The sequence below is a fragment of the Thauera sp. WH-1 genome (assembly GCF_047806685.1).
Lineage (GTDB): Bacteria > Pseudomonadota > Gammaproteobacteria > Burkholderiales > Rhodocyclaceae > Thauera.
This window is the reverse complement of sequence record NZ_JBLQGP010000003.1, coordinates 46,728-68,014: the sequence shown is the minus strand read 5'-3', so window position 1 is coordinate 68,014 and position 21,287 is coordinate 46,728. Positions and strand designations below refer to the sequence as shown.

Sequence of the window (21,287 nt, the reverse complement as noted above, 5' to 3'; positions counted from 1 at the left end):
GGGCGAGGACTCCCCTCCTCTACCCCGGTCCACCCTGCGCGCATGCGGACCCCCATCCATCAGTCGAAACCACGCTTTCCGGACCCCCACCATGTACGAAATCGCATCCATCGAAGGCCTCGAGATCCTCGACTCCCGCGGCAACCCCACCCTGCAGGCCACCGTGCGCCTCGCCTCCGGTCACGTCGGCCGCGCCGCCGTGCCTTCGGGCGCATCCACCGGCAAGCGTGAAGCGCTCGAACTGCGCGACGGCGACCCCGCGCGCTTCGGCGGCAAGGGCGTGCTGAAGGCACTCGGCCACATCGAAGGGCCGATCGCCGCTGCGCTCAAGGGCCGCGATGCCACCAACCAGGCCGCCATCGATCACCTCTTGTGCGAACTCGACGGCAGCGCCGACAAGTCCGCGCTCGGTGCCAACGCGCTGCTCGCGGTGTCGATGGCGACCGCCCACGCCGGTGCCGCCGCGCGCGGCCTGCCGCTCTACCGTCACCTCGGCCACGCCGAGCGCGGCTTCGTGCTGCCGGTGCCGCTGATGAACGTGATGAATGGCGGCGCGCACGCCAACAACAGCCTGGACGTGCAGGAATGCATGATCGTGCCGCACGGTTTCGAGCGCTTCGGCGACGCGCTGCGCGCCGGCGTCGGCGTCTTCCACGCCCTGCGCAAGCTGCTCGACGGCCGCGGCCTGCCCACCTCGGTGGGCGACGAGGGCGGCTTCGCCCCCAACGTCGCCGGCACCCGCGAGGCGCTCGACCTGATCCTCGCCGCGATCGAGCTCGCCGGCTACAAGGCGGGCAGCGAGATCTCGCTCGCGCTCGACTGCGCCGCGTCCGAGTTCCACCACGACGGCCGCTACCGCCTCGACGGCGAGGGCGCGAACTACAGCCGCGCCGAGTTCGTCGGCTATCTGGCCGAGCTGGTCAACGACTATCCGATCATCAGCATCGAGGACGGCATGGCCGAGGACGACTGGACCGGCTGGGGCTGCCTCACCGACCGCCTCGGCCGCCGCACCCAGCTCGTCGGCGACGACCTCTTCGTCACCAACACCGCGATCCTCGCCGATGGCATCGCCAAGGGCATCGCCAACGCCATCCTGATCAAGCCCAACCAGATCGGCACCCTCAGCGAGACCCTGGCGGCGATGGAGATGGCGCGCAAGGCGGGCTATGCGTCGATCGTGTCGCACCGCTCGGGCGAGACCGGCGACACCACGATCGCGGACCTCGCCGTGGCCACCGCCTGCGGCCAGATCAAGACCGGCTCGGCCAGCCGCTCGGACCGCGTCGAGAAGTACAACCGCCTGCTCGCGATCGAGCGCGAGCTCGGTGCCGACGCCCGCTTCGCCGGCGCGCAGGCCTTCGTCGCGCGCTGAGCGACGACAAGCCTTTCCTCCCTTGGTCCGGCCGCGCCTGGTCTCCCTTCCCAATCCCCGGGGCCGGACCTTTTTTACACCTCCAGACGGCTTACCCTGCAAGCCGTTAAAGGACCCAAGCTCCATGGCGCACCCGACCCCAGCCCGCCCCCATCGCATCGTCATCGTCGGCGGCGGTGCTGGCGGCCTCGAACTCGCCACCCGGCTCGGGCGCAAGCACGGCGGCAAGGGCGAGATCGAGGTCGTGCTCGTCGACCGCACCCGCACCCACATGTGGAAACCGCTGCTGCACGCCGTCGCTGCCGGCAGCCTCAACATCCACGAGGAGCAGATCGACTTCCTCTACCAGGCGCGCTGGAACGGCTTCACCTACTGTCGCGGACCGATGACCGGCCTCGACCGCGCAGCACGCGAGATCGTCGTCGGCGAGGTGCGCGGCGACGACGGCGAGCTGGTGCTCCCCGAACGTCACCTGGCCTACGACACGCTGGTGCTCGCCGTGGGCTCGCTGTGCAACGACTTCGGCACGCCCGGCGTCGCCGAGCACGCCTACAAGCTCGACGCGGCCTGGGAGGCCCACCTCTTCCACCGCAAGCTGGTCAATGCCTGCTTTGCCGCCGACCACAGCTTGCCCGGGGCCGACGGCCAGCTCGACATCGCCATCGTCGGCGCCGGCGCCACCGGCGTCGAGCTGGCGGCCGAGCTGCACAACACCACCCGTGTGCTCGCCGGCTACGGCCTGCGCAACATCGACCCCGAGCGCCATGTCCGCATCCGCCTGATCGAGGCCGGGCCACGCATCCTCCCCGGGCTGTCCGAGCCCCTGTCGGCCGCCGTCACCGACGTGCTGAGCGGGCTCGGCGTGCGCGTGGATACCGCGGTCAAGGTCACGGCGGTGACGCCCACCGCCGTGCATACCGCCGATGGCGCCGAGCTGCCCGCCAGTCTCGTCGTCTGGGCGGCCGGCATCCGCGCACCCGCCTTCCTGCGCGAGCTCGACGGGCTCGAGAGCGACCGCATCGATCGCCTGGTGGTCGACGACTGCCTGCGCACGACCCGCGACGAGGCCATCTTCGCGCTGGGCGATTGCGCTGCCGCGCCCTGGCGCGACGGACAGGGCTACCTGCCGCCACGCGCCCAGGTGGCCCATCAGCAGGCCCGCCACCTCGCCCGCGCGTTGACCGCCCGTGTGCGCGGCCTCGCGCCCTCGCCCTTCCGCTACCGCGACCAGGGTTCGCTGGTCTCGCTTGGCCGCCATGACACGCTGGGCAACCTGATGGGCTTCATCCGCGGCAAGGGCATCCGCATCGAAGGCATGGTCGCCAGCCTGATGTACTGGTCGCTATACCGCAGTCACCTGATCGCCCTGCACGGCTTCTGGAAGACCGCACTCGACACCGTGAGCAGTTGGCTGCGCCGCCAGACCGATCCCCATGTAAAACTGCACTGATTCCATCCAACGCAAGCGCGACCGCGGCGTGCAGCGACTACCCAAATGAGGCCCTCATGACGACCAAGATGCAACGCACGGGCAGGGCCGGGGGCGCGGACGATGCCGCCGACGATCCCTCCCGTGTCGACCCGGCCACGCTCGACGCCCTGCTGTGCGCCCGGCACGGCGACCCCTTCGGCACGCTGGGCATGCACCGCGTGGGTAGCGCGCTGGTGCTGCGTGCACTGCTGCCGGGCGCGTTCGCGGTCGAGGTGATCGACCGCCGCGAGCGCAGGATCGCAAGCCTCGCGGCACAGGATGGCACGGCGCTCTTCACCGCCGTGCTGCCGCGCCGGCGCAATCCCTTCGCCTACCGACTGCGCGTGCAGTGGCGCGGCGAGGATGGTGCGCCGCTCGCGCCGGTAGTCATGGACGACCCCTACCGCTTTGGTGCCCTGATCGAGGACCTCGACGTGTGGCTGCTCGCCGAGGGCAGCCACCACCGCCCCTACGAGTGGCTGGGCGCCCACCCGGGCGTGGTCGATGGCGTGGCCGGCACGCGCTTCGCGGTCTGGGCGCCGAACGCGCGCCGGGTGTCGGTGGTGGGCGGCTTCAACCACTGGGACGGCCGGCGCCACATGATGCGCCTGCGGCGCGAGTGCGGCGCATGGGAGATCTTCGTGCCCGCGGTCGGTGATGGCGAGCTGTACAAGTACGAGATCCTCGGCGCCGACGGCAGCCTGCGGCTGAAGGCCGACCCCTTCGCCTTTCGCGCCGAGGTCCGGCCGCAGACCGCCTCGGTCGTGCAGCGCCTGCTGCCCGGCGTGGCGATCGACGAGTCACGCCGTCGCGCCAACGCGCTCGACGCCCCGATCAGCATCTACGAGGTCCACCTCGGCTCCTGGCAACACAACGCCGACGGCGGCTGGCTGACGTATCGCGAACTGGCCGAGCGACTCGTACCCTACGCGGTGGAGCAGGGCTTCACCCATCTCGAGTTGCTGCCGGTGCATGAGCATCCGTTCGACGGATCATGGGGCTATCAGCCCACCGGACTGTACGCGCCAACCTCGCGCTTCGGCACACCGGAGGATTTCCGCGCCTTCACCGCGGCGGCGCGCGCCGCCGGCCTCGGCGTGATTCTCGACTGGGTGCCAGCACATTTTCCCAGCGACAGCCACGGCCTCGCCAGCTTCGACGGCACCCACCTCTACGAGCACGCCGACCCGCGCGAGGGCTTTCACCAGGACTGGAACACGCTGATCTACAACTACGGCCGCGGCGAGGTGCGCAACTACCTGGCGAGCAACGCGCTGTACTGGATCGAGCGCTACGGCGTCGACGGCCTGCGCGTGGATGCCGTGGCGTCGATGCTGTACCGCGACTACAGCCGCAAGGACGGCGAATGGGCCCCGAACCGCTTCGGCGGCCGCGAGAACCTGGAGGCCATCGACTTCCTGCGGCGCATGAACCACCTCGTCGGCACGCAACGGCCCGAGGCGATCACGCTCGCCGAGGAGTCGACCGCCTTTCCCGAGGTCAGCCGCCCGCCCTCGCCCGACCTGCGGGGCGGCGGTCTCGGCTTCCACTACAAGTGGAACATGGGCTGGATGAACGACGTGCTCGCCTACCTGGCCCGCGATCCAGTGCATCGCAAGTACCACCACGACCAGATCCGCTTCTCGCTGGTGTATGCCTTCACCGAGAACTTCGTGCTGCCGCTGTCGCATGACGAGGTGGTGCACGGCAAGGGCGCGCTGCTCGCCAAGATGCCCGGCGACGACTGGCAGAAGTTCGCCAACCTGCGCCTGCTGTACGGCTTCATGTGGGGCCACCCGGGCAAGAAGCTGCTGTTCATGGGCTGTGAATTCGCGCCGTGGCAGGAGTGGAATGCCGACGCCGCGCTGCCCTGGCACCTCACCGCGCACGCCCCGCACGCCGGGATGCAGCGCCTGGTGCGCGACCTCAACCGCGTCCTGCGTGCCCACCCTGCCCTTTACGAGCAGGACGTGTCGGCGGACGGCTTCCGCTGGATCAGCCACGACGACGCCGAGCACTCGGTGCTCGCCTTCGAGCGCCGCGCGCGCGACGGCCGCAACGTGGTGGTGGTGTGCAACTTCACCCCGGTGGTGCGCGAGCACTGGCGCATCGGCGTGCCCGCGCCCGGCACCTGGCGCGAGCTGATCAACACCGACGACACCGCCTACTGGGGCTCGGGCGTGGTCAACGGGCCACGCCCGAGCGAGCCCCTGCCCTGGCAGGGGCAGACGCAGTCACTGCGGTTGCGACTGCCGCCGTTGGCCACGGTGATGCTGGTCCGCGAGGACTGAGCCCACCGCCGGCCGCCGTACCCATTGAAACAACAAGGAGATGGAGACACCCATGGACATCGAGAGCTTCACCCAGCGCCGCTCGCTGACGCGCCGCACCCTCGCCCTGGTGCTCGCCGGCGGACGCGGCTCGCGCCTGCGCGACCTCACCAACGTGCGCGCCAAGCCGGCGGTGCACTTCGGCGGCAAGTTCCGCATCATCGACTTCGCCCTGTCGAACTGCATGAACTCGGGCCTGCGCCGCATCGGCGTCATCACCCAGTACAAGTCGCACTCGCTGCTGCGCCACCTGCAGCGCGGCTGGAGCTTCCTGCGCAACGAGATGAACGAATTCGTCGACCTGCTGCCGGCGCAGCAGCGCATCGACGAGGAGCACTGGTACCAGGGCACGGCCGACGCCGTGTATCAGAACCTGGACATCATCCGCAACTCCACCCCGCCGGAGTACATCGTGGTGCTGGCAGGCGACCACGTGTACAAGATGGACTACTCGATCATGCTCGCCGACCACGTCGACAGCGGCCGCGGCGTCACCGTGGGCTGCATCGCGGTGCCGCGCGAGGAGGCGAAGGCCTTCGGCGTGATGGCGATCGACGAGCGGCGCCACATCACCGCCTTCGTCGAGAAGCCGGCCGACCCGCCCGCCATGCCCGGCAACCCCGACCAGTCGCTCGCGAGCATGGGCATCTACATCTTCTCGGCCGACTACCTCTTCCGCCTGCTCGAGGACGACGCCAGGAATCCCGCCTCGAGCCACGACTTCGGCAAGGACCTGATCCCGCGTGCGGTGGCCGAGCACCAGGCCTTCGCCCATCCCTTCAACCTGTCGGCGATCGCGACCCCGCCCTTCTCCGGCCCCTACTGGCGCGACGTCGGCACCGTGGATGCCTACTGGGCGGCCAACCTCGACCTCGCCTCGACCACGCCCGCGCTCAACATGTACGACAAGGACTGGCCGATCTGGACCTACCAGGAACAGCTGCCGCCGGCGAAGTTCGTGCACGACCAGGACGGCCGCCGCGGCGCGGCGATCAACGCCCTGGTGTCGGGCGGCTGCATCGTGTCCGGCTCGGTGGTGCGCGAGTCGGTGCTGTTCTCCAACGTGCTGGTGCGCTCGTACAGCACCATCGAGCAGGCGGTGGTGCTGCCCGATGTGCAGATCAACCGCCATTGCCGGCTCAAGAAGGTCGTCATCGATCGCCGCTGCACGATTCCCGAAGGCCTGGTGATCGGCGAGGATGCCGCACTCGACGCGCGCCGCTTTCACCGCACCGAGAACGGCGTGGTGCTGGTGACCCGCGCCATGCTCGACAAGCTCTGAGGAGTCGACGATGCGCATCCTGCAGGTGTGTGCGGAAATCTTTCCGCTGTTGAAGACCGGCGGCCTGGCGGACGTCGCCGGCGCCCTGCCGCCGGCGCTGCGCGCCCTCGGTGGCGAGCCGCGCGTGCTGCTGCCCGGCTTTCCAGCCATCCTCGATGCCCTCGAGCACGCTCGGGAGCTGGCCCGGCTGCACGCCCCCGGCGCGATGGCGGCGATCGATGCGCGCCTGCTCCTGGGCCGCCTGCCGGCCTGCGACGTCGATGCCTATGTGATCGACGCCCCCGCCTGCTACCGGCGCAGCGGGGGCCCCTACGCCGACCCCCAGCACCATGCCTACGCCGACAACCACCTGCGCTTCGGCCTGCTCGGCTGGACCGCCGCCGCGCTCGGCCGCGGCCTGGACCCGGACTGGCGGCCGCAGTGCGTGCATGCGCACGACTGGCATGCGGCGCTGGCCCCCGCCTATCTGCGCGCAGCCGGCGAGGCTGGCGAGCCGGGGCTGCCCGGCAGCGTCTATACGGTGCACAACCTCGCCTACCAGGGCCTGTTCGACGCCGCCTGCTTCGCCGAGCTCGGCCTGCCCGCGCACTTCTATGCCATGCACGGGCTGGAGTTCCACGGCCAGCTGAGCTACATGAAGGCGGGCCTGTACTACGCCGACCGCATCACCACGGTGAGTCCGACCTATGCGCGCGAGATCCAGGGCCCGGAACAGGGCTGCGGCCTGGACGGCTTGCTGCGCGAACGGGCGCACGAGCTGCACGGCATCCTCAACGGCGTGGACGACGCGGTGTGGAACCCGGCGACCGACGCCCTGCTCCCTGCACGCTATGACGCCGCCCGCCTCGCCGGCAAGGCGCGCTGCCGCAAGGCGCTGCGCACCGAACTCGGGCTCGCGGATGCGGCCGACGGCCCGCTGTTCTGCGTGGTGAGCCGGCTCACCGAACAGAAAGGCCTGCACCTGGTGTTGCACAACCTGCCGGCCATCGTCGGCGGCGGCGGCCAGTTCGCCCTGCTCGGCAGCGGCGACGCCACGCTCGAGGCCGCCTTCCGCGAGGCAGCCGCGGCGCAGCCGCAGGCGGTGGCGGTGCGCCTGGGCTATGACGAAAACTTCGCCCACCGGCTGATCGCCGGCAGCGACGTAATCCTCGTGCCCTCGCGCTTCGAGCCCTGCGGGCTGACCCAGCTCTACGGCCTCAAGTACGGCACCTTGCCGCTGGTGCGCCGTGTCGGCGGTCTCGCCGACACGGTCGCCGATGCCCGCCTGGAGACGCTCGATACCGATGCCACCGGCTTCGTGTTCGACGAGTTCTCCCCCGCCGCGCTGCAGCGCGCGATCGAACGCGCAGGCGCGCTGTTCCGCCGCAGCGCCGACTGGAAGACGGTGCAGCGGCGCGCCATGACGCAGAACGTCGGCTGGCGGCGCGCCGCCGAAGCCTATCTCGCGCTCTACCGCGGCCTGCCCGCGCCCAGGGCGGGCGCAGCGGCTGGCAGCGCGACCAACTGAAGCGAAGCGCGATCCGCGCAGGGGCATTTAACTCCAGTTAATTTAATAAAGTAACTTGACAAATCTCCTCCCAGAGCTTTAAATAAACTCAGTTGATTTATTTATAAGCCAGTGCGATCCATACGGATCAGGAGGAGACAGGATGGACATCGACCAAGGCGGACGCGGCGCACCCACCATGGGCCTGCGCCGCCCCAACGACCGCCGCCTGTTCCAGCTGTTGCGCCGCCTGGGCGAGGCCTCGAAGGCCGAGCTCGCGCGCCGCACTCAACTCACCAGCACGGCGGTCGGCACCATCATCCAGGCGCTTGAGCAGGATGGCCTGGTCACGCCCACCGGCCGCCGCATCGAGGGCCAGCGCGGCCAGCCCGCCACCCTGGTGAGCATCAACCCCAAGGGCGCCTTCGGCATCGGCGTGCGCCTCGACCGCGATGCGATCGAGACCATCCTCGTCGACCTCGGCGGCGACATCATCGGCCGCCGGGTGCACGACTGCCTGCTGCCCGCCCCCGCCGATGCGCTCGCGCGGGTGGTGCTGGACATCACCGCCCTGCTCTCACCGCTCGAGGCCGAGGAGCGCGCCCGCATCGCCGGCATCGGCGTCGCCCAGCCCTACAACCTTGGCGCCTGGCTGGGCGAACTCGGTCTCGACAGCCCGAGCTTTGCCGAGTGGGACCGCTTTGACTTCGGCGCCGCGCTCGAGCGCGAGGCCGGGCTGCCGGTGTATGCCGAGAACGACGGCAACGCCGCCGCGATCGCCGAACTGTTCTATGGCTGCGGTCGCAAGTACGACGACTTCCTGTACGTCTTCATGGGCCCGGCGATCGGCGCCGGCATCGCCCTCGGCGGCACCTGCGTGCGCGGCGTCAGCGGCAACGCCGGCGACATCGCGGTGATGCCGGTTCCGGCCAGCCGCCTGCCCTCAGCGCCCGCACCGGCGGGCAAGTGGACGATGCTGCTGGCGCGCGCCTCGCTCAATGCGCTGGTCCGCCACCTGCGCTGGCACGGCGAGCGGCTCGACACCCATGTCGATCTCGGCCCCTTCATCCGCGACGGCCATCCGGCAGTGGACGAGTGGCTGCAGGACTGCGTCGATGCCCTCGCGCCGGCCCTGCGTTCGGCGCACTGCATGCTCGACGTGCCGGTGGTGGTGCTCGATGCCGACGTCGATTTCGGCCTGATCGACCGCCTGCGCGAGGCGCTTGCCCGCGAGCTGCAAGACACCGCACCCGAGGCGCGTGGCGTGCCCGAGATCGTGCGCGGCACCTTCGGCAGCGACGCCGGCGCGATCGGTGCCGCCAGCCTGCCGATGTTCTTCAATTTCTCGCCGCGTTCCGAAGTGCTGGACAGCGGCAACCGCGTGAACGAGGAGACGCAACATGTCTGACCACAAGGACAAGGCCCCGGTGCTCGAGATGCGCGGCATCTCGAAGACCTTCCCCGGCGTGCGTGCCCTGAACGACGTGTCGCTGACGCTGTATCCGGGCGAGGTGCATTCGCTGATGGGCGAAAACGGCGCCGGCAAGTCGACGCTGATGAAGATCCTGTCCGGCGCCTACACGGCGGATGCCGGCGGCGAGATCCGCATCGGCGGCCAGCCGGTGACGATCGCCGGCCCGCAGTCGGCGCGCGAGCAGGGCGTTGCGGTGATCTACCAGGAGCTCGCGCTGTGCCCCAGCCTCACCGTGGCCGAGAACATCTACCTCGGTCGCGAGCTGCGTCATGGCATGCGCGTGGCACGGCGCGAGATGGAGGCCGGCTGCGCCGGCATCCTCGAGCGCCTGGGCGCCAGCTTCCGCGCCGACACCGTGGTCAGCACGCTGTCGATCGCCGAACGCCAGCTGGTCGAGATCGCCCGCGCGCTCGAGTCGAAGGCGCGCATCCTGGTGATGGACGAGCCGACCACCCCCCTGTCCTCGCGCGAGACCGACCGCCTGTTCGCGCTCATCCGCCAGCTGCGCGCCGACGGCATGGCCATCGTCTACGTCAGTCACCGCATGGCCGAGATCTACGAGCTGTCCGACCGCGTCAGCGTGCTGCGCGACGGCACCTACGTCGGCACGCTTGAGCGCGCCGGGCTGTCCGCCGACCGTCTGGTGCAGATGATGGTCGGACGCGACATCTCCGGCTTCTACAAGAAGGAACACGCGCCCTACGATCCCGGCAACGTGGTGCTGTCGGTGCGCGACATGCGCGACCGCCACGAAGGCGGCCGGGTGAAGGGCTGCGGCTTCGATCTGCATGCGGGCGAGGTGCTCGGCATCGCCGGCCTGGTCGGCGCCGGCCGCACCGAACTGGCGCGCCTGATCTTCGGCGCCGACGAGCGCGTCGCCGGCGAAGTCAGCGTCGACGGCACGCCGGTGGCGATCCGCAGCCCGCTCGACGCGATCAAGGCCGGCATGGCCTACCTGACCGAGGACCGCAAGGGCCGCGGCCTGTTCCTCGACATGAGCGTGGGCGACAACATCAACACCTGCGCCAGTTCGACCGACGCCCGCGCCCTCGGCGTGCTCGACCTGGTGCGCGGGCGCAAGCGCGCTGTCGAGGCGATCCGCGAGCTGGCGATCAAGGTGCCCAGCCCCAAGGTCAATGTCGGCGCCCTGTCCGGCGGCAACCAGCAGAAAGTGCTGCTGTCGCGCCTGCTCGAGATCCACCCCAAGGTGCTGATCCTCGACGAGCCCACGCGCGGGGTGGACATCGGCGCCAAATCCGAGATCTACCGCATCATCAACGCGCTCGCCCGCCGCGGCGTGGGCGTCATCGTGATCTCGAGCGAGCTGCCCGAGGTGGTCGGCACCGCCGACCGCGTGCTGGTGATGCGCGAAGGCGAGATCGTGGGCGAACTCGGCGGCCACTCCGGGCGCAGCATCACCCAGGAATCCATCATCGAACTCGCCACCGGTGCCGGCAGTGGCACGGCCGAAGCCCTGCGCGCCGCGGCCTGAGGCCCGCACGCATTCTCACGACAAGAAATCCAGGAGACCCCTCATGACTTCCACCACCCTGGGCGCAATCGCCGCCAACCCCCGCGAGCAGTTCCAGTCCCTGATGCGTGCCGTCGGCATGCTGCCGGTGCTGATCCTGCTGATGATCGGTTTCGGGCTGATCGCCGAGTCCTTCTTCACCGTGCAGAACTTCTCGATCATCGCCCAGCAGGCCTCGATCAACATCGTGCTCGCGGCCGGCATGACCTTCGTCATCCTCACCGGCGGCATCGACCTGTCGGTGGGCTCCATCCTCGCCGCGGCGGCGGTGGTGGCGCTGATCGTGTCCGGCATCCCCGACATCGGCATGCTCGGCATCGCCGCTGCGTTGCTCACCGGGCTGATCTTCGGCCTCATCAATGGCGGCCTGATCGCCTTCCTGAAGCTGCCGCCCTTCATCGTCACCCTCGGCGCGCTCACCGCGGTGCGCGGCGTCGCCCGCCTGCTCGGCGACGACAAGACCGTGTTCAACCCCGAGCTGCCCTTTGCCTTCATCGGCAACGACAGCATCCTGGGCGTGCCCTGGCTGGTGGTGATCGCCGCCGCGGTGATCATCGCGTCCTGGTTCATCCTGCGCCGCACCGTGCTCGGCCTGCACATCTATTCGGTGGGCAGCAACCCGGAGGCCGCCCGCCTGTCCGGCATCAAGGTGTGGAAGGTGCTGCTCACGGTGTATGCGATCTCGGGCCTGCTCGCCGGCCTCGGCGCGGTGATGACCTCGTCCCGACTGATGGCCGCCAACGGGCTGCAGCTGGGCCAGTCCTACGAGCTCGACGCGATCGCCGCGGTGATCCTGGGCGGCACCAGCTTCGTCGGTGGCGTCGGCACCATCGTCGGCACCCTGATCGGCGCGCTGATCATCGCGGTGCTCACCAACGGCCTGGTGCTGGTCGGCGTGTCCGACATCTGGCAGTACATCATCAAGGGCCTGGTGATCATCGGCGCGGTGGCCCTCGACCGTTACCGCCAGTCCGGCGCCCGCACCTGAGTCGGCCTCACCCCTTCGCCTCCCAACTTCGCCCCATTCTGCACCCGGCTTCTGGCCGCCGGGTGCGGCAGACAACCAAGACCAGCGAGGAGACACTCATGCTCAACAAGAAAATCATCGCCGCCGGCCTCGCCCTGGCGCTCGCCAGCGGCTTCGCCCAGGCCCGTGACCTCAAGTCCATCGGCATCACCGTCGGTTCGCTCGGCAACCCCTTCTTCGTCACCATCGCCAAGGGCGCGGAGGCGAAGGCGAAGGCGCTGAACCCGGACGTGAAGGTGCTGGCGGTGTCGGCCGACTACGACCTCAACAAGCAGTTCACCCAGATCGACAACTTCATCGCTGCCGGCGTCGACATGATCCTGCTCAACGCCGCCGATGCGCGCGCGATCGAACCGGCAGTCAAGAAGGCACAGCGCGCAGGCATCGTCGTGGTGGGTGTCGACGTGGCGGCGGCCGGTGCCGATGCGGTGGTGCAGACCGACAACGTGCAGGCCGGCGAGATCGCCTGCCAGTACATCGTCGATCGCCTCGGCGGCAAGGGCAACGTGATCATCCAGAACGGGCCGCAGGTGTCGGCGGTGATCGACCGCGTCAATGGCTGCAAGGCCAAGCTCGCCGCTGCGCCCGACATCAAGGTGCTGTCCGAGGACCAGGACGGCAAGGGTTCGCGCGAAGGCGGCCTGAACGTGATGCTCGGCCACCTGACCCGCTTCCAGAAGGTCGATGCGGTGTTCACGATCAACGACCCGCAGGCCATCGGCTCGGATCTGGCCGCCCGCCAGCTCAAGCGCAGCGGCATCGTCATCGCATCGGTCGATGGCGCGCCCGACATCGAGGACGCGATCCGCAACAACACCCTGGTCGAGGCCTCGGCCAGCCAGGACCCGTGGCTGATGGCGCAGCGTGCGGTGGAGATCGGCCACGGCATCCTGAACGGCACCAAGCCCGACAACCCGATGGTGCTGATCCCCTCGGCGCTGATCACGCGCGACAACGTCGCCGACTACAAGGGCTGGTCGGCGCCGCGCTGAACAGCCGCCCGGCTTGCTGCCGGGCCCGTGCCCGGCGGCGGCCCTCCTTCGGCCGCTGGCGGCGCACCCCTTCACGGACGGCGCCGCCGTCTCTCCCGTCACGGAGTCGTCCGTCTTCCTGCCGAACCTGCACTTACGGATACCCCCCATGTTCATCGTCTGTGGCGAAGCTCTGTTCGACGTCTTCATCGGCGCCGAGTCCGGCCGTTCCCTGCATCTCGACGCCCATCCGGGCGGTTCGCCCTTCAACGTGGCGATCGGCCTCGCCCGCCTCGGCCAGCCGGTCTCCTTCCTCGGCGGCATCGCCCGCGACATGCTCGGCGACCGCCTGCACCAGGTGCTCGCGGCCGAAGGCGTCGGCACCGCCACCGTGCAGCGCTTCGACGCGCCGACCACGCTGGGCATGGTCGAAGTGGGGGCGGACGGGGTGCCGCACTACGCCTTCTACGGCAACGGCGCCGCCGACCGCCTGATCACCGCCGACGCCTTGCCGCTGCTCGACCAGGCCGTGCGCGCGATCCATCTGGGCTCCTTCGCCACCGTGGTCGAACCGGTCGCAAGCGCGCTCGAGGCCTTGGTGCGGCGCGAGCGCGACCACCGCCTGATCGCCTACGATCCGAACATCCGCCTCAACGTGGAACCCTCGGTCGAGCGCTGGCAGGACAAGGTGGAAACGCTCGCCGGGCTGGCCCACTTCGTCAAGATCAGCGACGAGGACGCCCACCTGCTGTATGCCGGCACCGCCGACGATGAACTCGCCGGACGCTGGCTGGCCGCCGGTGCGCGGCTGGTGGTGATGACCCGCGGTGGCGACGGCGCCAGCGCCTGGAATGCGCAGGGACGGGTGGACATCGCCGCCCCCAGGGTCAACGTGATCGACACCGTCGGCGCCGGCGACACCTTCCAGGCAGCCAGCCTGACGTGGCTGGCCGAAAACGACGTTCTGAATCCGGACGCCCTCGCCGGTCTCGATGCCGAGCGCGTGCGCGCGCTGCTGCAGTTTGCCGCGCACAGCGCGGCGCTCACCTGCTCGCGCCGCGGCGCCGACCTGCCCCGGCGCGCCGAGGTGGGCGCGGCCTGAAGCCAGCGCGGCGCTGGGCCACGCCCCTGCGCCGGTGGCGCCGCTCAGCCGGCGAAGGCCGTACGCTCGGCCGCGTCCAGCGGCACGGGCAGCATGCGGCCGAGACGCGCCGCCTCCGCTACCGTCTCCAGCACCGCCATCGTCGCCACCGCCTGCGCCGGCGGCACCGGATTGGCGCCGCAGCCGAGCATGGCGTCGCGCACCGCGGCGTAGAAAGCCTCGTAGCGGCCGCGCGGGACCGGCAGGTCAAGGATCTCGCCATCGCCGCGGTACAGGCAGGCGGGCCGTGCATCCTCCCCCCACTCCGTGTCACCCGGCACGAGGCCCGCCTTGAGCTGATCCTCCTGCACGTCCAGCCCGTGGCGGATCCAGCTTCCCGCCGTGCCGTGCGCGGCAAACCGCGGCAGCCCGCCGCCGACCAGCATCGACGCCGACAGGCTCACCCGCAAGCCCTCGTAGTCGAGCCAGGCCTCGCAGCCGTCATCGGCGGCCGCCCCGTCGCGCTGCCGGCTCAAGCGTCCGCCCACCCGCGCGGGCAAGCCGAACAGTTGCAGCGCCTGGTCGACCAGATGCGGGCCGAGGTCGAGCCAGATGCCGCCTCCATCGTCGGCACGCTCGCGCCAGCGATCCTGCACGTGCGGCCGGAAGCGGTCGAAGCGCGACTCCAGCCAGGTGAGACGGCCGATCTGCCCGCTTGCGAGCACCTCGCGCAAGGCGAGGAAGTCGTTGTCCCAGCGCCGATTGTGGAACACGGCGAGCACGCGGTCGCGTTGCGCTGCAAGCCTTGCCAGGCCGCGCGCCTCGGCCAGGGTGAGCGTGAATGGCTTATCCACGACAACGTGGCGGCCGGCGCGCAGCGCCGCCTCGGCCAGCGCGGCGTGGGTGGGGTTGGGGCTGGCGATGACGACCAGGTCGATGTCGTCGCGGCTCAGGGCGTGCTGCGGCGTGGCGACCACCTCGACCCCGGGCAGCGCGCGGGCAAGTTCATCCCCGCGGCTGCTGGCCACCAGCGCCAGCTCGAGGCCGGCCGTATGCCGGATCAGCGGGGCGTGGAACACCCGCCCCGCCCCACCGTAGCCGATGAGGGCGACCCGCAGCCGTGCCACGCTCATCGCCTCCGCCCCTGCGCCGCCGCGGCGCCGGCAAGCCCCCCCGGCGCAGCCAGGGGCTGCATCGCGGGGACGAACTGCGCGCCGCACCGAAAGCTGCGCGAAGCACCGGGCGGCAGGCTGATCGCGGCCTGGCAGTCGGCGCGGTTGAACGCATCGGTCATGACCTCCACCGGCTCGATGGCAAGCGAGCGACGCGCGTCGCGCGCCAGGGCGTCGCCCGTAAACAGGTGGACGAGCCCGCCCTGCTGCCACACAACAAGGCCGCAGCCGCGCACGGGGTCGCGCAGCCGGCTGCGGATCAGGCCGTCGGCATCGGCCGCCAGCGCGCCGAGGCAGGCGTCGACCGCCCCGCCGCCCAGTGCGCGCCCGCCACGAAAGTCGAGATCGGGGCGGCGCGCGATCGGCACGTAGGCGGCTTCGCCCGGCAGCGGCAGCAGGTCGACATCGGTGAGGATGGCCTGCGATGCGGGCACCTGCAGTTCCAGATGGTCGATGTTGTCCTCGCCGAAGCGGAAATAGGGATGCCAGCCCGCGGCATAGGGTGCGCTCACATGGCCGAGGTTGGTGGCCGTCACCACCAGCGACAGCCCGTCCAGCCCGAAGCGCACGAGCACGTGCAGCGCCAGCGCGAAGGGATAGCCGGGGAAGACGCCGGGCTGGATGGCGTCACTCACGAACAGCACCTGGGCGCCGTCGTCACGCTCGCGCGCACCGCCCAACTCGAGGTCGAGCTCGCGCAGAAAGCCATGATAGATCAGACGCTTGCCTTCCTCCACGGCGGGCAGCAGGTCGTGGTCGCGGTGCTCGAAGTGGTAGCGCCCGGCCGCAATGCGATTGGGAAACGGAGCCATCAGCCCATTGCGCACGCCGTCCTGGCGGTAGAGCTCGATCCGCGAGCAGTAGCCGTCGGTGAGCGACAGCATCCCACCGCCGAAGGGGACGCACCAGTCGAGCAAGGTCGCGCCGCGCAGGGCAAGGATGACATGGGCACCGTCGGCGACGTCGCTGAGCATCACCCCATCGATGCCGCCGAAGCGACCGGCCGTCACCCGGAAGCGCGGCAAGCGGTGTTCCGCCCGCTCTGCCGCTTCCGAGGACCCTTCGCCGGGCGCAGCCGTGGGCGCGCGTGGCGCCGAGGGTACGGCCTTCTCCTCGCGAGACTGAGACGCCATGCATCGACCTTTTAATAAAGTAACTTTACTTATTTAAAGATGCGCCGCCTGCCCTGTCAAGCGGGATTGCCGCGCTCGAGCGAACAATGATCCCGGTGCCTGGAAAGCGCAATCAGGCGTGCTCGCGAACGGCGCATGCCAGAGACGACGAAACCGGCCGAAGCCGGTCTCGTCCCGCCGACGCACACGCGCACACCGGCTCCTGGTGCAGGGTTTATTGCGCGCGCACCCTGGCGAGTTCCTGCTGCACCTCGTTCCACAGTTCGGCGCCGACATCGGCGGCAACCTTCTGCGTGATCGGCTCGATCTTCTCGCGCATGCGCTGCACCTCGTCGCCCGTCAGCGTGTTGACCGTCATGCCCTTGCTTTCGAGTTCGCCCAGCGCCCGTGCTGCCTCCTCGCGCGTGTCCTGGCGCTCGAAATCGCGCGCGTTGCGCGCAGCCTGCATCAGGATGTCCTGCTCATCCTTGCTCAGCTTGTCCCACCACTTCTTGCTGGCGAGCATCACCCACGGGCTGTAGACGTGATTGGTCACGGTCAGGTACTTCTGCACTTCGTAGAACTTGCTGGTGAGGATGGTGTTGAACGGGTTCTCCTGGCCGTCGACCGCCTGCGTCTCGAGCGCGGTGAAGAGCTCGGAGAAGGACAACGGGATCGCATTGGCGCCGAGCGTCCTGAAGGTTTCGAGGAACACGTTGTTCTGCATCACCCGCAGCTTGATGCCGCCCAGGTCTTCCAGGCTGTTGACCGCACGCTTGTTGTTGGTCAGGTTGCGGAAGCCGTTTTCCCAATACACCAGGCCGACGAGGCCCTTCTCCTGCAGCTTGTCGAGCAGCTTCTGGCCGACCGGGCCGTCGAGGACGGCGTCGGCCTCCTTCTCGTTGGCGAACAGGAAGGGCGTGTCCCACAGCGCCATCTCGGGCGTGATGCCCACCAGGGTGGCGGTCGAGCCCACCATCATCTCCTGCGCGCCACCGATCAGGGCGTTCTGCATCTGCACATCCGAGCCCAGGCTGGCGGCGCCGAAGGCGCGCACCTTGAGCTTGCCGTCGGACAGCTTCGCCACCTCGTCGACGAAGCGTTTGGTGGCGCGGCCCTGGTTGGTGTCTTCGGCCAGGCCATAGCCGAAGCGGATCATGCGCGACTTGACGTCGGCCGCGGCGGCGCTGCCGACGGCGCCCGCGCCGAGCAGCGCAGCGGTGGTGAGGGCGATCAGGGTGCGGCGAAGGATCTTCATGATGTCGTCTCCAGACAGGGTGTGGCGGGGGGGGGGGCTCAGGACATCCAGGCAAGCGGCGCGGTGACGATGGCCGGGAAGGCGATCAGCAGGCCGAGCAGGATCAGGTAGATGGTGAGGAAGGGAAGGACGCCGGTGACCGCCGTCTCCATGCGCAGGCGGCCCACGCCGGAGACCACGTTGAGCACGGTGCCCACCGGCGGCGTGATCAGGCCGATCGAACCGGTGAGGATGAACACGACGCCGAAATACACCGGGTCGACGCCGGCCTTGACCGCCAGCGGCGCGAGCACCGGGCCGAGGATCAGGATCGCGGGCGTCAGGTCCATGACCATGCCGAACAGCAGCAGGAACACCACCACCGCCACCATGAACAGACGCGGATCGCTCATCACCGGCGCCAGCGAGTCGGCCAGCTCCGAGGGCAGGTCGGCGAGCGTGATCATGTAGGCCGAGGCGGTCGCCGCCCCGCACAGGAACATCACCACCGCGGTGGTGCGCGAGGCGGCGACCAGCACGTGGTACAGGCGCTTGAAATCGAGCTCGCGATACACCACGGTGGCGACGAACAGTGCATACACCGCGGCGACCACGGCCGCCTCGGTCGGCGTGAAGATGCCGCCGCGCAGGCCGCCGACGATGATGACCGGCAGCATCAGCGCCCACACGCAGGCGCCGAGCACCTTGACCCGCGCGCTCCACGGCTGGCGCGGCGCGACCGCGAAGTCCTGGCCGCGCTGCACCCAGCGCCAGGCGAAGATCAGGGCGATGCCCATCAGCACGCCGGGCACGATGCCGCCCAGAAACAGCTTGGTGATCGAGGTGCCGGTGGTGACGCCATAGATCACCATCGGCATCGACGGCGGAATGATCGGCGCAATGATGCCGCCCGCCGCGATGAGGCCGGCCGAAGGGCCTTCCGGGTAGTTCTGCCGGCGCATCATCGGCAGCAGCAGCGTCGCCAGCGCGGCGGTGTCGGCAATCGCCGAGCCCGACATGCTCGCCAGCATGATCGCGGCGCCGATCGCGACCAGTCCGAGGCCACCGCGAATGTGACCGAAGAAGGCCTGCGCCAGGTCGATGATGCGCCGCGACAGGCCGCCCGCGTTCATCAGCTCGCCGGCCAGCACGAAGAAGGGCACGGCGAGCAGCGGAAAGCTGTCGATGCCGGCCAGCACGTTCTGCGCCAGCAGCTGCGCGTCGAAGAAGTCGAGATGCCACATCAGCGCGATCGCGGTCAGCATCAGGGCGAAGGCGATGGGCGCACCCAGCGTCATGGCGACGAAGAGCACGACGAGGAAGATCAGGATGCTCATGCTTGACGATCCTCGCTGGCGTTGTCGTCCGCCTGCTCACGCAGGCCGCGAAGTGTATTGACCGCCAGCAGGCCCAGCATCGCCGCCGCCATCACCAGCACGGCGGCCGCAGTCAGTGCCAGCGGATAACCCATGACCGGGCTGTAGATGCCGACGCCGACCTTGACCTGCTCGTAGGCGCCCTGAATCAGCAGCAGGATCGGATACAGCACCAGCACGCGGGTGATCCATGTACAGGCCTCGCGGGCGCGTCGCGGCAGGCGGGACTGCACGAGATCGAAGCCCAGGTGCCGCCCTTCGGCACTGGCGAGGATCGCGCCCAGGCAGACCAGCCAGACGAAGAGCAGCCGTGCAAGCTCCTCTGAGCTCGCAAAGCCCGTTCCCGCGGTGTAGCGCAGCACCACGTTCGTGAATACGGCGATGACCATCACCGACAGCATCAGGGCCATCAGCAGCTCGATGAGATGCTGCAGCCAACGTCCGATCGCTTGCATTCAGACCTCCTCCGTCAGCGCCTGGTCGAGCCAGGCGACGACCTGCTCGACGAGCGCCTCGCGCGGCGCAGTTGCGTCCACGGTCAACACCCCGGGCTCGCCGCAGGGCGGCTCGAGCGCGGCAAACTGGCTGTCGACGAGGCTGGGCGGCATGTAGTGGCCGGGGCGGTTGGCGACCCGCTCGGCCGCCGCGTCGCGTGAAAGCTCCAGAAAGACGAAGCGCAGGCCGGGCGCGGCCGCGCGCAATTGATCGCGATATCTGGCCTTCAGCGCCGAGCAGGCCATGACGGCCGGCTCACCGCGGGTGGCGGCGTCGCGGAGCTTGTCCGCGAGCAGCGCCAGCCAGCCGGCGCGGTCCGCGTCGTCAAGCGGGACGCCGCGGCGCATCTTGTCCACGTTCTCGGCGGGATGGAACTCGTCGGCCTCGATGAAGGCGGCGCCGTAATGCCCGGCCACGCCCCTGCCCAGCTCACTCTTGCCGCAACCCGACACGCCCATCACCACGAGGGCGGGACCCGGGGCACTCATGATGCACCTGCAGAGTGAGATACCGCTATCCCGCCAATACGAACGCTTTCCATGCCCGCTGCCTCCTCTGGCTTCAACACTTTTCAGACTTCATGGATGCACCCCAGACGACTTCGCAGCCCGCTAGCAGGGAGCAGCGAGGCGTCTTCAGCGCTGAGGTAGCGCTATCCTAACGCCGCATATCGGCGACCACAAGCCCATCAGGAAATTTTTTTTAGCGATTCAAGCTGTCGATGCAGCGCCCCTCAAGCGCTCTCCCGGCACACCAGCTCGAAGCCCACATCCACGGATGCGACCGGCACCGTCTCCCCGCGCATCATGCGCAGCAGCATCGCCGCCGCCCGGCGCCCGATCTCGGCACGTGGGGTACGCACCGTGGTGAGTCGCGGCACGGTGCATTCCGACCCCTCCAGGTCGTTGAAGCCCGCCACCCGCAGTTCGTCGGGCACCTTCACGCCGGTGCGCAAGGCCTCGAGCAGCGCCCCCTGCGCGAGGTCGTCGTTGCAGAAGAACAGCGCCTCGACGTCCGGGTGGCGCCGCAGGTAGTCCGTGAGCAACTGCCCGCCCAGCTTGACCGAGGAGCGCGCCGGACTGAGCAGTTCGAGCGCCGGGTCGTAACAACCGGCGGCCATCATCGCCCGTCGATAGCCTTCGGCGCGCTGCATGGTGCGCGCGTCGAGCTGGGCGGCGACGAAGCCGACTCGCCCTCGTCCGCCGCCCAGCAAGTGGCGCGTGACCGCCTCGCCAGCCGCCACCTGCGACAGGCCGACGCAATGCACGCCCGGCGCGTCGGTCAGCTCCATCAGATAGACGCAGGGCACGTGGCTCGACTCGATCAATCGCCGCGCCGCCTCGCTGCGCTCGAAGCCGGTGATCAGCATGCCGCTCGGCCGATGGGCAAGATAGTTGCGCAACAGCTTTTCTTCTTCGTCGCGCGCGTAGTGGGTATTGCCGATGAGGACCTGATACCCCGCCGGCGCGAGGACTTCGTGCACCGCCTCGAGCAGGTCGATGAACACGGTGTTCGCCAGCGATGGCACCAGCACCACCACCGACCGGCTGCGGGCCGACGCCAGCGCCCGTGCCGCAGGATCGGGCACGTACTGAAGCTGTTCGGCCGCAGCGCGCACGCGCTCGGCCAGCTCCGGCGCCACGCTGTCGAAGCCGCGCAACGCCCGCGATGCAGTCATCGGACTGACACCGGCGAGCACCGCCACGTCCTGCAAGGTACTGCCGCCACGCGTCCGTGGGGTCGCGGTGTTGGGCTTCTTCATCACGAAAACCGGAACGAATGGAGACGGGGCAAGGATAGCGCTATCGCCGGTAACAGGGGAAGTTTCGATGCGCGCTGCGGGCAGGTGGCCGCGGCGCCTGAGCTT

Annotated in this window: 17 protein-coding genes; 10 read left to right on the top strand and 7 right to left on the bottom strand. The window is 69.5% G+C overall.

Annotated elements, in window-relative coordinates:
• Positions 1–91 precede the first annotated feature (91 nt).
• From eno to ACMV5O_RS04580, 10 genes are all read left to right on the top strand, one after another.
• Positions 92–1,375: a phosphopyruvate hydratase gene (gene eno, locus ACMV5O_RS04625; RefSeq protein ID WP_416162392.1), complete on the top strand. Its 1,284-nt coding sequence runs from the start codon at positions 92–94 to the stop codon at positions 1,373–1,375.
• A gap of 124 nt (positions 1,376–1,499) precedes the next feature.
• Positions 1,500–2,825 carry an NAD(P)/FAD-dependent oxidoreductase gene (locus ACMV5O_RS04620; RefSeq protein WP_416162391.1) on the top strand — a complete coding sequence of 442 codons (1,326 nt, stop codon included), beginning with the start codon at positions 1,500–1,502 and terminating at the stop codon, positions 2,823–2,825.
• 56 nt (positions 2,826–2,881) lie between these two features.
• Positions 2,882–5,137, top strand: a complete 2,256-nt coding sequence (glgB, locus tag ACMV5O_RS04615; protein WP_416162390.1) for a 1,4-alpha-glucan branching protein GlgB — start codon at positions 2,882–2,884, stop codon at positions 5,135–5,137.
• Between the two features lie 52 nt (positions 5,138–5,189).
• On the top strand, positions 5,190–6,458 hold the full coding sequence (gene glgC / locus ACMV5O_RS04610; protein WP_416162389.1) for a glucose-1-phosphate adenylyltransferase: 1,269 nt from the start codon (positions 5,190–5,192) through the stop codon (positions 6,456–6,458).
• Positions 6,459–6,468: 10 nt separating this feature from the next.
• A complete protein-coding gene (gene glgA, locus ACMV5O_RS04605) occupies positions 6,469–7,965 on the top strand; it encodes a glycogen synthase GlgA (RefSeq protein ID WP_416162388.1) in 1,497 nt (498 codons plus the stop codon).
• 142 nt (positions 7,966–8,107) lie between these two features.
• Positions 8,108–9,352, top strand: a complete 1,245-nt coding sequence (locus tag ACMV5O_RS04600) for an ROK family transcriptional regulator (RefSeq protein WP_416162387.1) — start codon at positions 8,108–8,110, stop codon at positions 9,350–9,352.
• A complete protein-coding gene (locus ACMV5O_RS04595) occupies positions 9,345–10,910 on the top strand; it encodes a sugar ABC transporter ATP-binding protein (protein ID WP_416162386.1) in 1,566 nt (521 codons plus the stop codon). Before ACMV5O_RS04600 ends, ACMV5O_RS04595 begins: the two co-directional genes overlap by 8 nt.
• A 43-nt stretch (positions 10,911–10,953) precedes the next feature.
• Positions 10,954–11,937: an ABC transporter permease subunit gene (locus ACMV5O_RS04590; protein ID WP_416162385.1), complete on the top strand. Its 984-nt coding sequence runs from the start codon at positions 10,954–10,956 to the stop codon at positions 11,935–11,937.
• A gap of 98 nt (positions 11,938–12,035) precedes the next feature.
• Positions 12,036–12,968 carry an ABC transporter substrate-binding protein gene (locus ACMV5O_RS04585; RefSeq protein ID WP_416162384.1) on the top strand — a complete coding sequence of 311 codons (933 nt, stop codon included), beginning with the start codon at positions 12,036–12,038 and terminating at the stop codon, positions 12,966–12,968.
• Positions 12,969–13,116: 148 nt separating this feature from the next.
• Complete coding sequence (locus ACMV5O_RS04580) at positions 13,117–14,049, top strand: carbohydrate kinase family protein (RefSeq protein ID WP_416162383.1); 933 nt, start codon at positions 13,117–13,119, stop codon at positions 14,047–14,049.
• A gap of 44 nt (positions 14,050–14,093) precedes the next feature.
• Here ACMV5O_RS04580 and ACMV5O_RS04575 read toward each other — a convergent pair whose 3' ends face one another.
• The 7 genes from ACMV5O_RS04575 to ACMV5O_RS04545 form a co-directional block, all read right to left on the bottom strand.
• The gene (locus tag ACMV5O_RS04575; RefSeq protein WP_416162382.1) at positions 14,094–15,161 is read right to left on the bottom strand and encodes an oxidoreductase; all 1,068 of its coding nucleotides are present in this window, start codon (positions 15,159–15,161) and stop codon (positions 14,094–14,096) included.
• Complete coding sequence (locus ACMV5O_RS04570) at positions 15,158–16,225, bottom strand: aldose 1-epimerase (RefSeq protein WP_416162381.1); 1,068 nt, start codon at positions 16,223–16,225, stop codon at positions 15,158–15,160. The genes ACMV5O_RS04575 and ACMV5O_RS04570 overlap by 4 nt, the downstream gene beginning before the upstream one ends.
• 322 nt (positions 16,226–16,547) lie before the next feature.
• Positions 16,548–17,570 carry a TRAP transporter substrate-binding protein gene (locus ACMV5O_RS04565; protein ID WP_416162380.1) on the bottom strand — a complete coding sequence of 341 codons (1,023 nt, stop codon included), beginning with the start codon at positions 17,568–17,570 and terminating at the stop codon, positions 16,548–16,550.
• Between the two features lie 38 nt (positions 17,571–17,608).
• A complete protein-coding gene (locus ACMV5O_RS04560; protein ID WP_416162379.1) occupies positions 17,609–18,886 on the bottom strand; it encodes a TRAP transporter large permease in 1,278 nt (425 codons plus the stop codon).
• The gene (locus ACMV5O_RS04555) at positions 18,883–19,380 is read right to left on the bottom strand and encodes a TRAP transporter small permease (RefSeq protein ID WP_416162378.1); all 498 of its coding nucleotides are present in this window, start codon (positions 19,378–19,380) and stop codon (positions 18,883–18,885) included. Before ACMV5O_RS04555 ends, ACMV5O_RS04560 begins: the two co-directional genes overlap by 4 nt.
• Positions 19,381–19,908 carry a gluconokinase gene (locus ACMV5O_RS04550; protein ID WP_416162377.1) on the bottom strand — a complete coding sequence of 176 codons (528 nt, stop codon included), beginning with the start codon at positions 19,906–19,908 and terminating at the stop codon, positions 19,381–19,383.
• A 245-nt stretch (positions 19,909–20,153) separates the two neighbouring features.
• Positions 20,154–21,182: a LacI family DNA-binding transcriptional regulator gene (locus ACMV5O_RS04545; RefSeq protein WP_416162376.1), complete on the bottom strand. Its 1,029-nt coding sequence runs from the start codon at positions 21,180–21,182 to the stop codon at positions 20,154–20,156.
• Positions 21,183–21,287 lie beyond the last annotated feature (105 nt).

What these genes read in the sequence shown, in the direction of transcription:
- eno (WP_416162392.1), top strand. Translation starts at nt 92, where the DNA reads ATGTACGAAATCGCATCCATCGAAGGCCTCGAGATCCTCGACTCCCGC.
- ACMV5O_RS04620 (WP_416162391.1), top strand. Translation starts at nt 1,500, where the DNA reads ATGGCGCACCCGACCCCAGCCCGCCCCCATCGCATCGTCATCGTCGGC.
- glgB (WP_416162390.1), top strand. Translation starts at nt 2,882, where the DNA reads ATGACGACCAAGATGCAACGCACGGGCAGGGCCGGGGGCGCGGACGAT.
- glgC (WP_416162389.1), top strand. Translation starts at nt 5,190, where the DNA reads ATGGACATCGAGAGCTTCACCCAGCGCCGCTCGCTGACGCGCCGCACC.
- glgA (WP_416162388.1), top strand. Translation starts at nt 6,469, where the DNA reads ATGCGCATCCTGCAGGTGTGTGCGGAAATCTTTCCGCTGTTGAAGACC.
- ACMV5O_RS04600 (WP_416162387.1), top strand. Translation starts at nt 8,108, where the DNA reads ATGGACATCGACCAAGGCGGACGCGGCGCACCCACCATGGGCCTGCGC.
- ACMV5O_RS04595 (WP_416162386.1), top strand. Translation starts at nt 9,345, where the DNA reads ATGTCTGACCACAAGGACAAGGCCCCGGTGCTCGAGATGCGCGGCATC.
- ACMV5O_RS04590 (WP_416162385.1), top strand. Translation starts at nt 10,954, where the DNA reads ATGACTTCCACCACCCTGGGCGCAATCGCCGCCAACCCCCGCGAGCAG.
- ACMV5O_RS04585 (WP_416162384.1), top strand. Translation starts at nt 12,036, where the DNA reads ATGCTCAACAAGAAAATCATCGCCGCCGGCCTCGCCCTGGCGCTCGCC.
- ACMV5O_RS04580 (WP_416162383.1), top strand. Translation starts at nt 13,117, where the DNA reads ATGTTCATCGTCTGTGGCGAAGCTCTGTTCGACGTCTTCATCGGCGCC.
- ACMV5O_RS04575 (WP_416162382.1), bottom strand. Translation starts at nt 15,161, where the DNA reads ATGAGCGTGGCACGGCTGCGGGTCGCCCTCATCGGCTACGGTGGGGCG.
- ACMV5O_RS04565 (WP_416162380.1), bottom strand. Translation starts at nt 17,570, where the DNA reads ATGAAGATCCTTCGCCGCACCCTGATCGCCCTCACCACCGCTGCGCTG.
- ACMV5O_RS04560 (WP_416162379.1), bottom strand. Translation starts at nt 18,886, where the DNA reads ATGAGCATCCTGATCTTCCTCGTCGTGCTCTTCGTCGCCATGACGCTG.
- ACMV5O_RS04555 (WP_416162378.1), bottom strand. Translation starts at nt 19,380, where the DNA reads ATGCAAGCGATCGGACGTTGGCTGCAGCATCTCATCGAGCTGCTGATG.
- ACMV5O_RS04550 (WP_416162377.1), bottom strand. Translation starts at nt 19,908, where the DNA reads ATGAGTGCCCCGGGTCCCGCCCTCGTGGTGATGGGCGTGTCGGGTTGC.
- ACMV5O_RS04545 (WP_416162376.1), bottom strand. Translation starts at nt 21,182, where the DNA reads ATGAAGAAGCCCAACACCGCGACCCCACGGACGCGTGGCGGCAGTACC.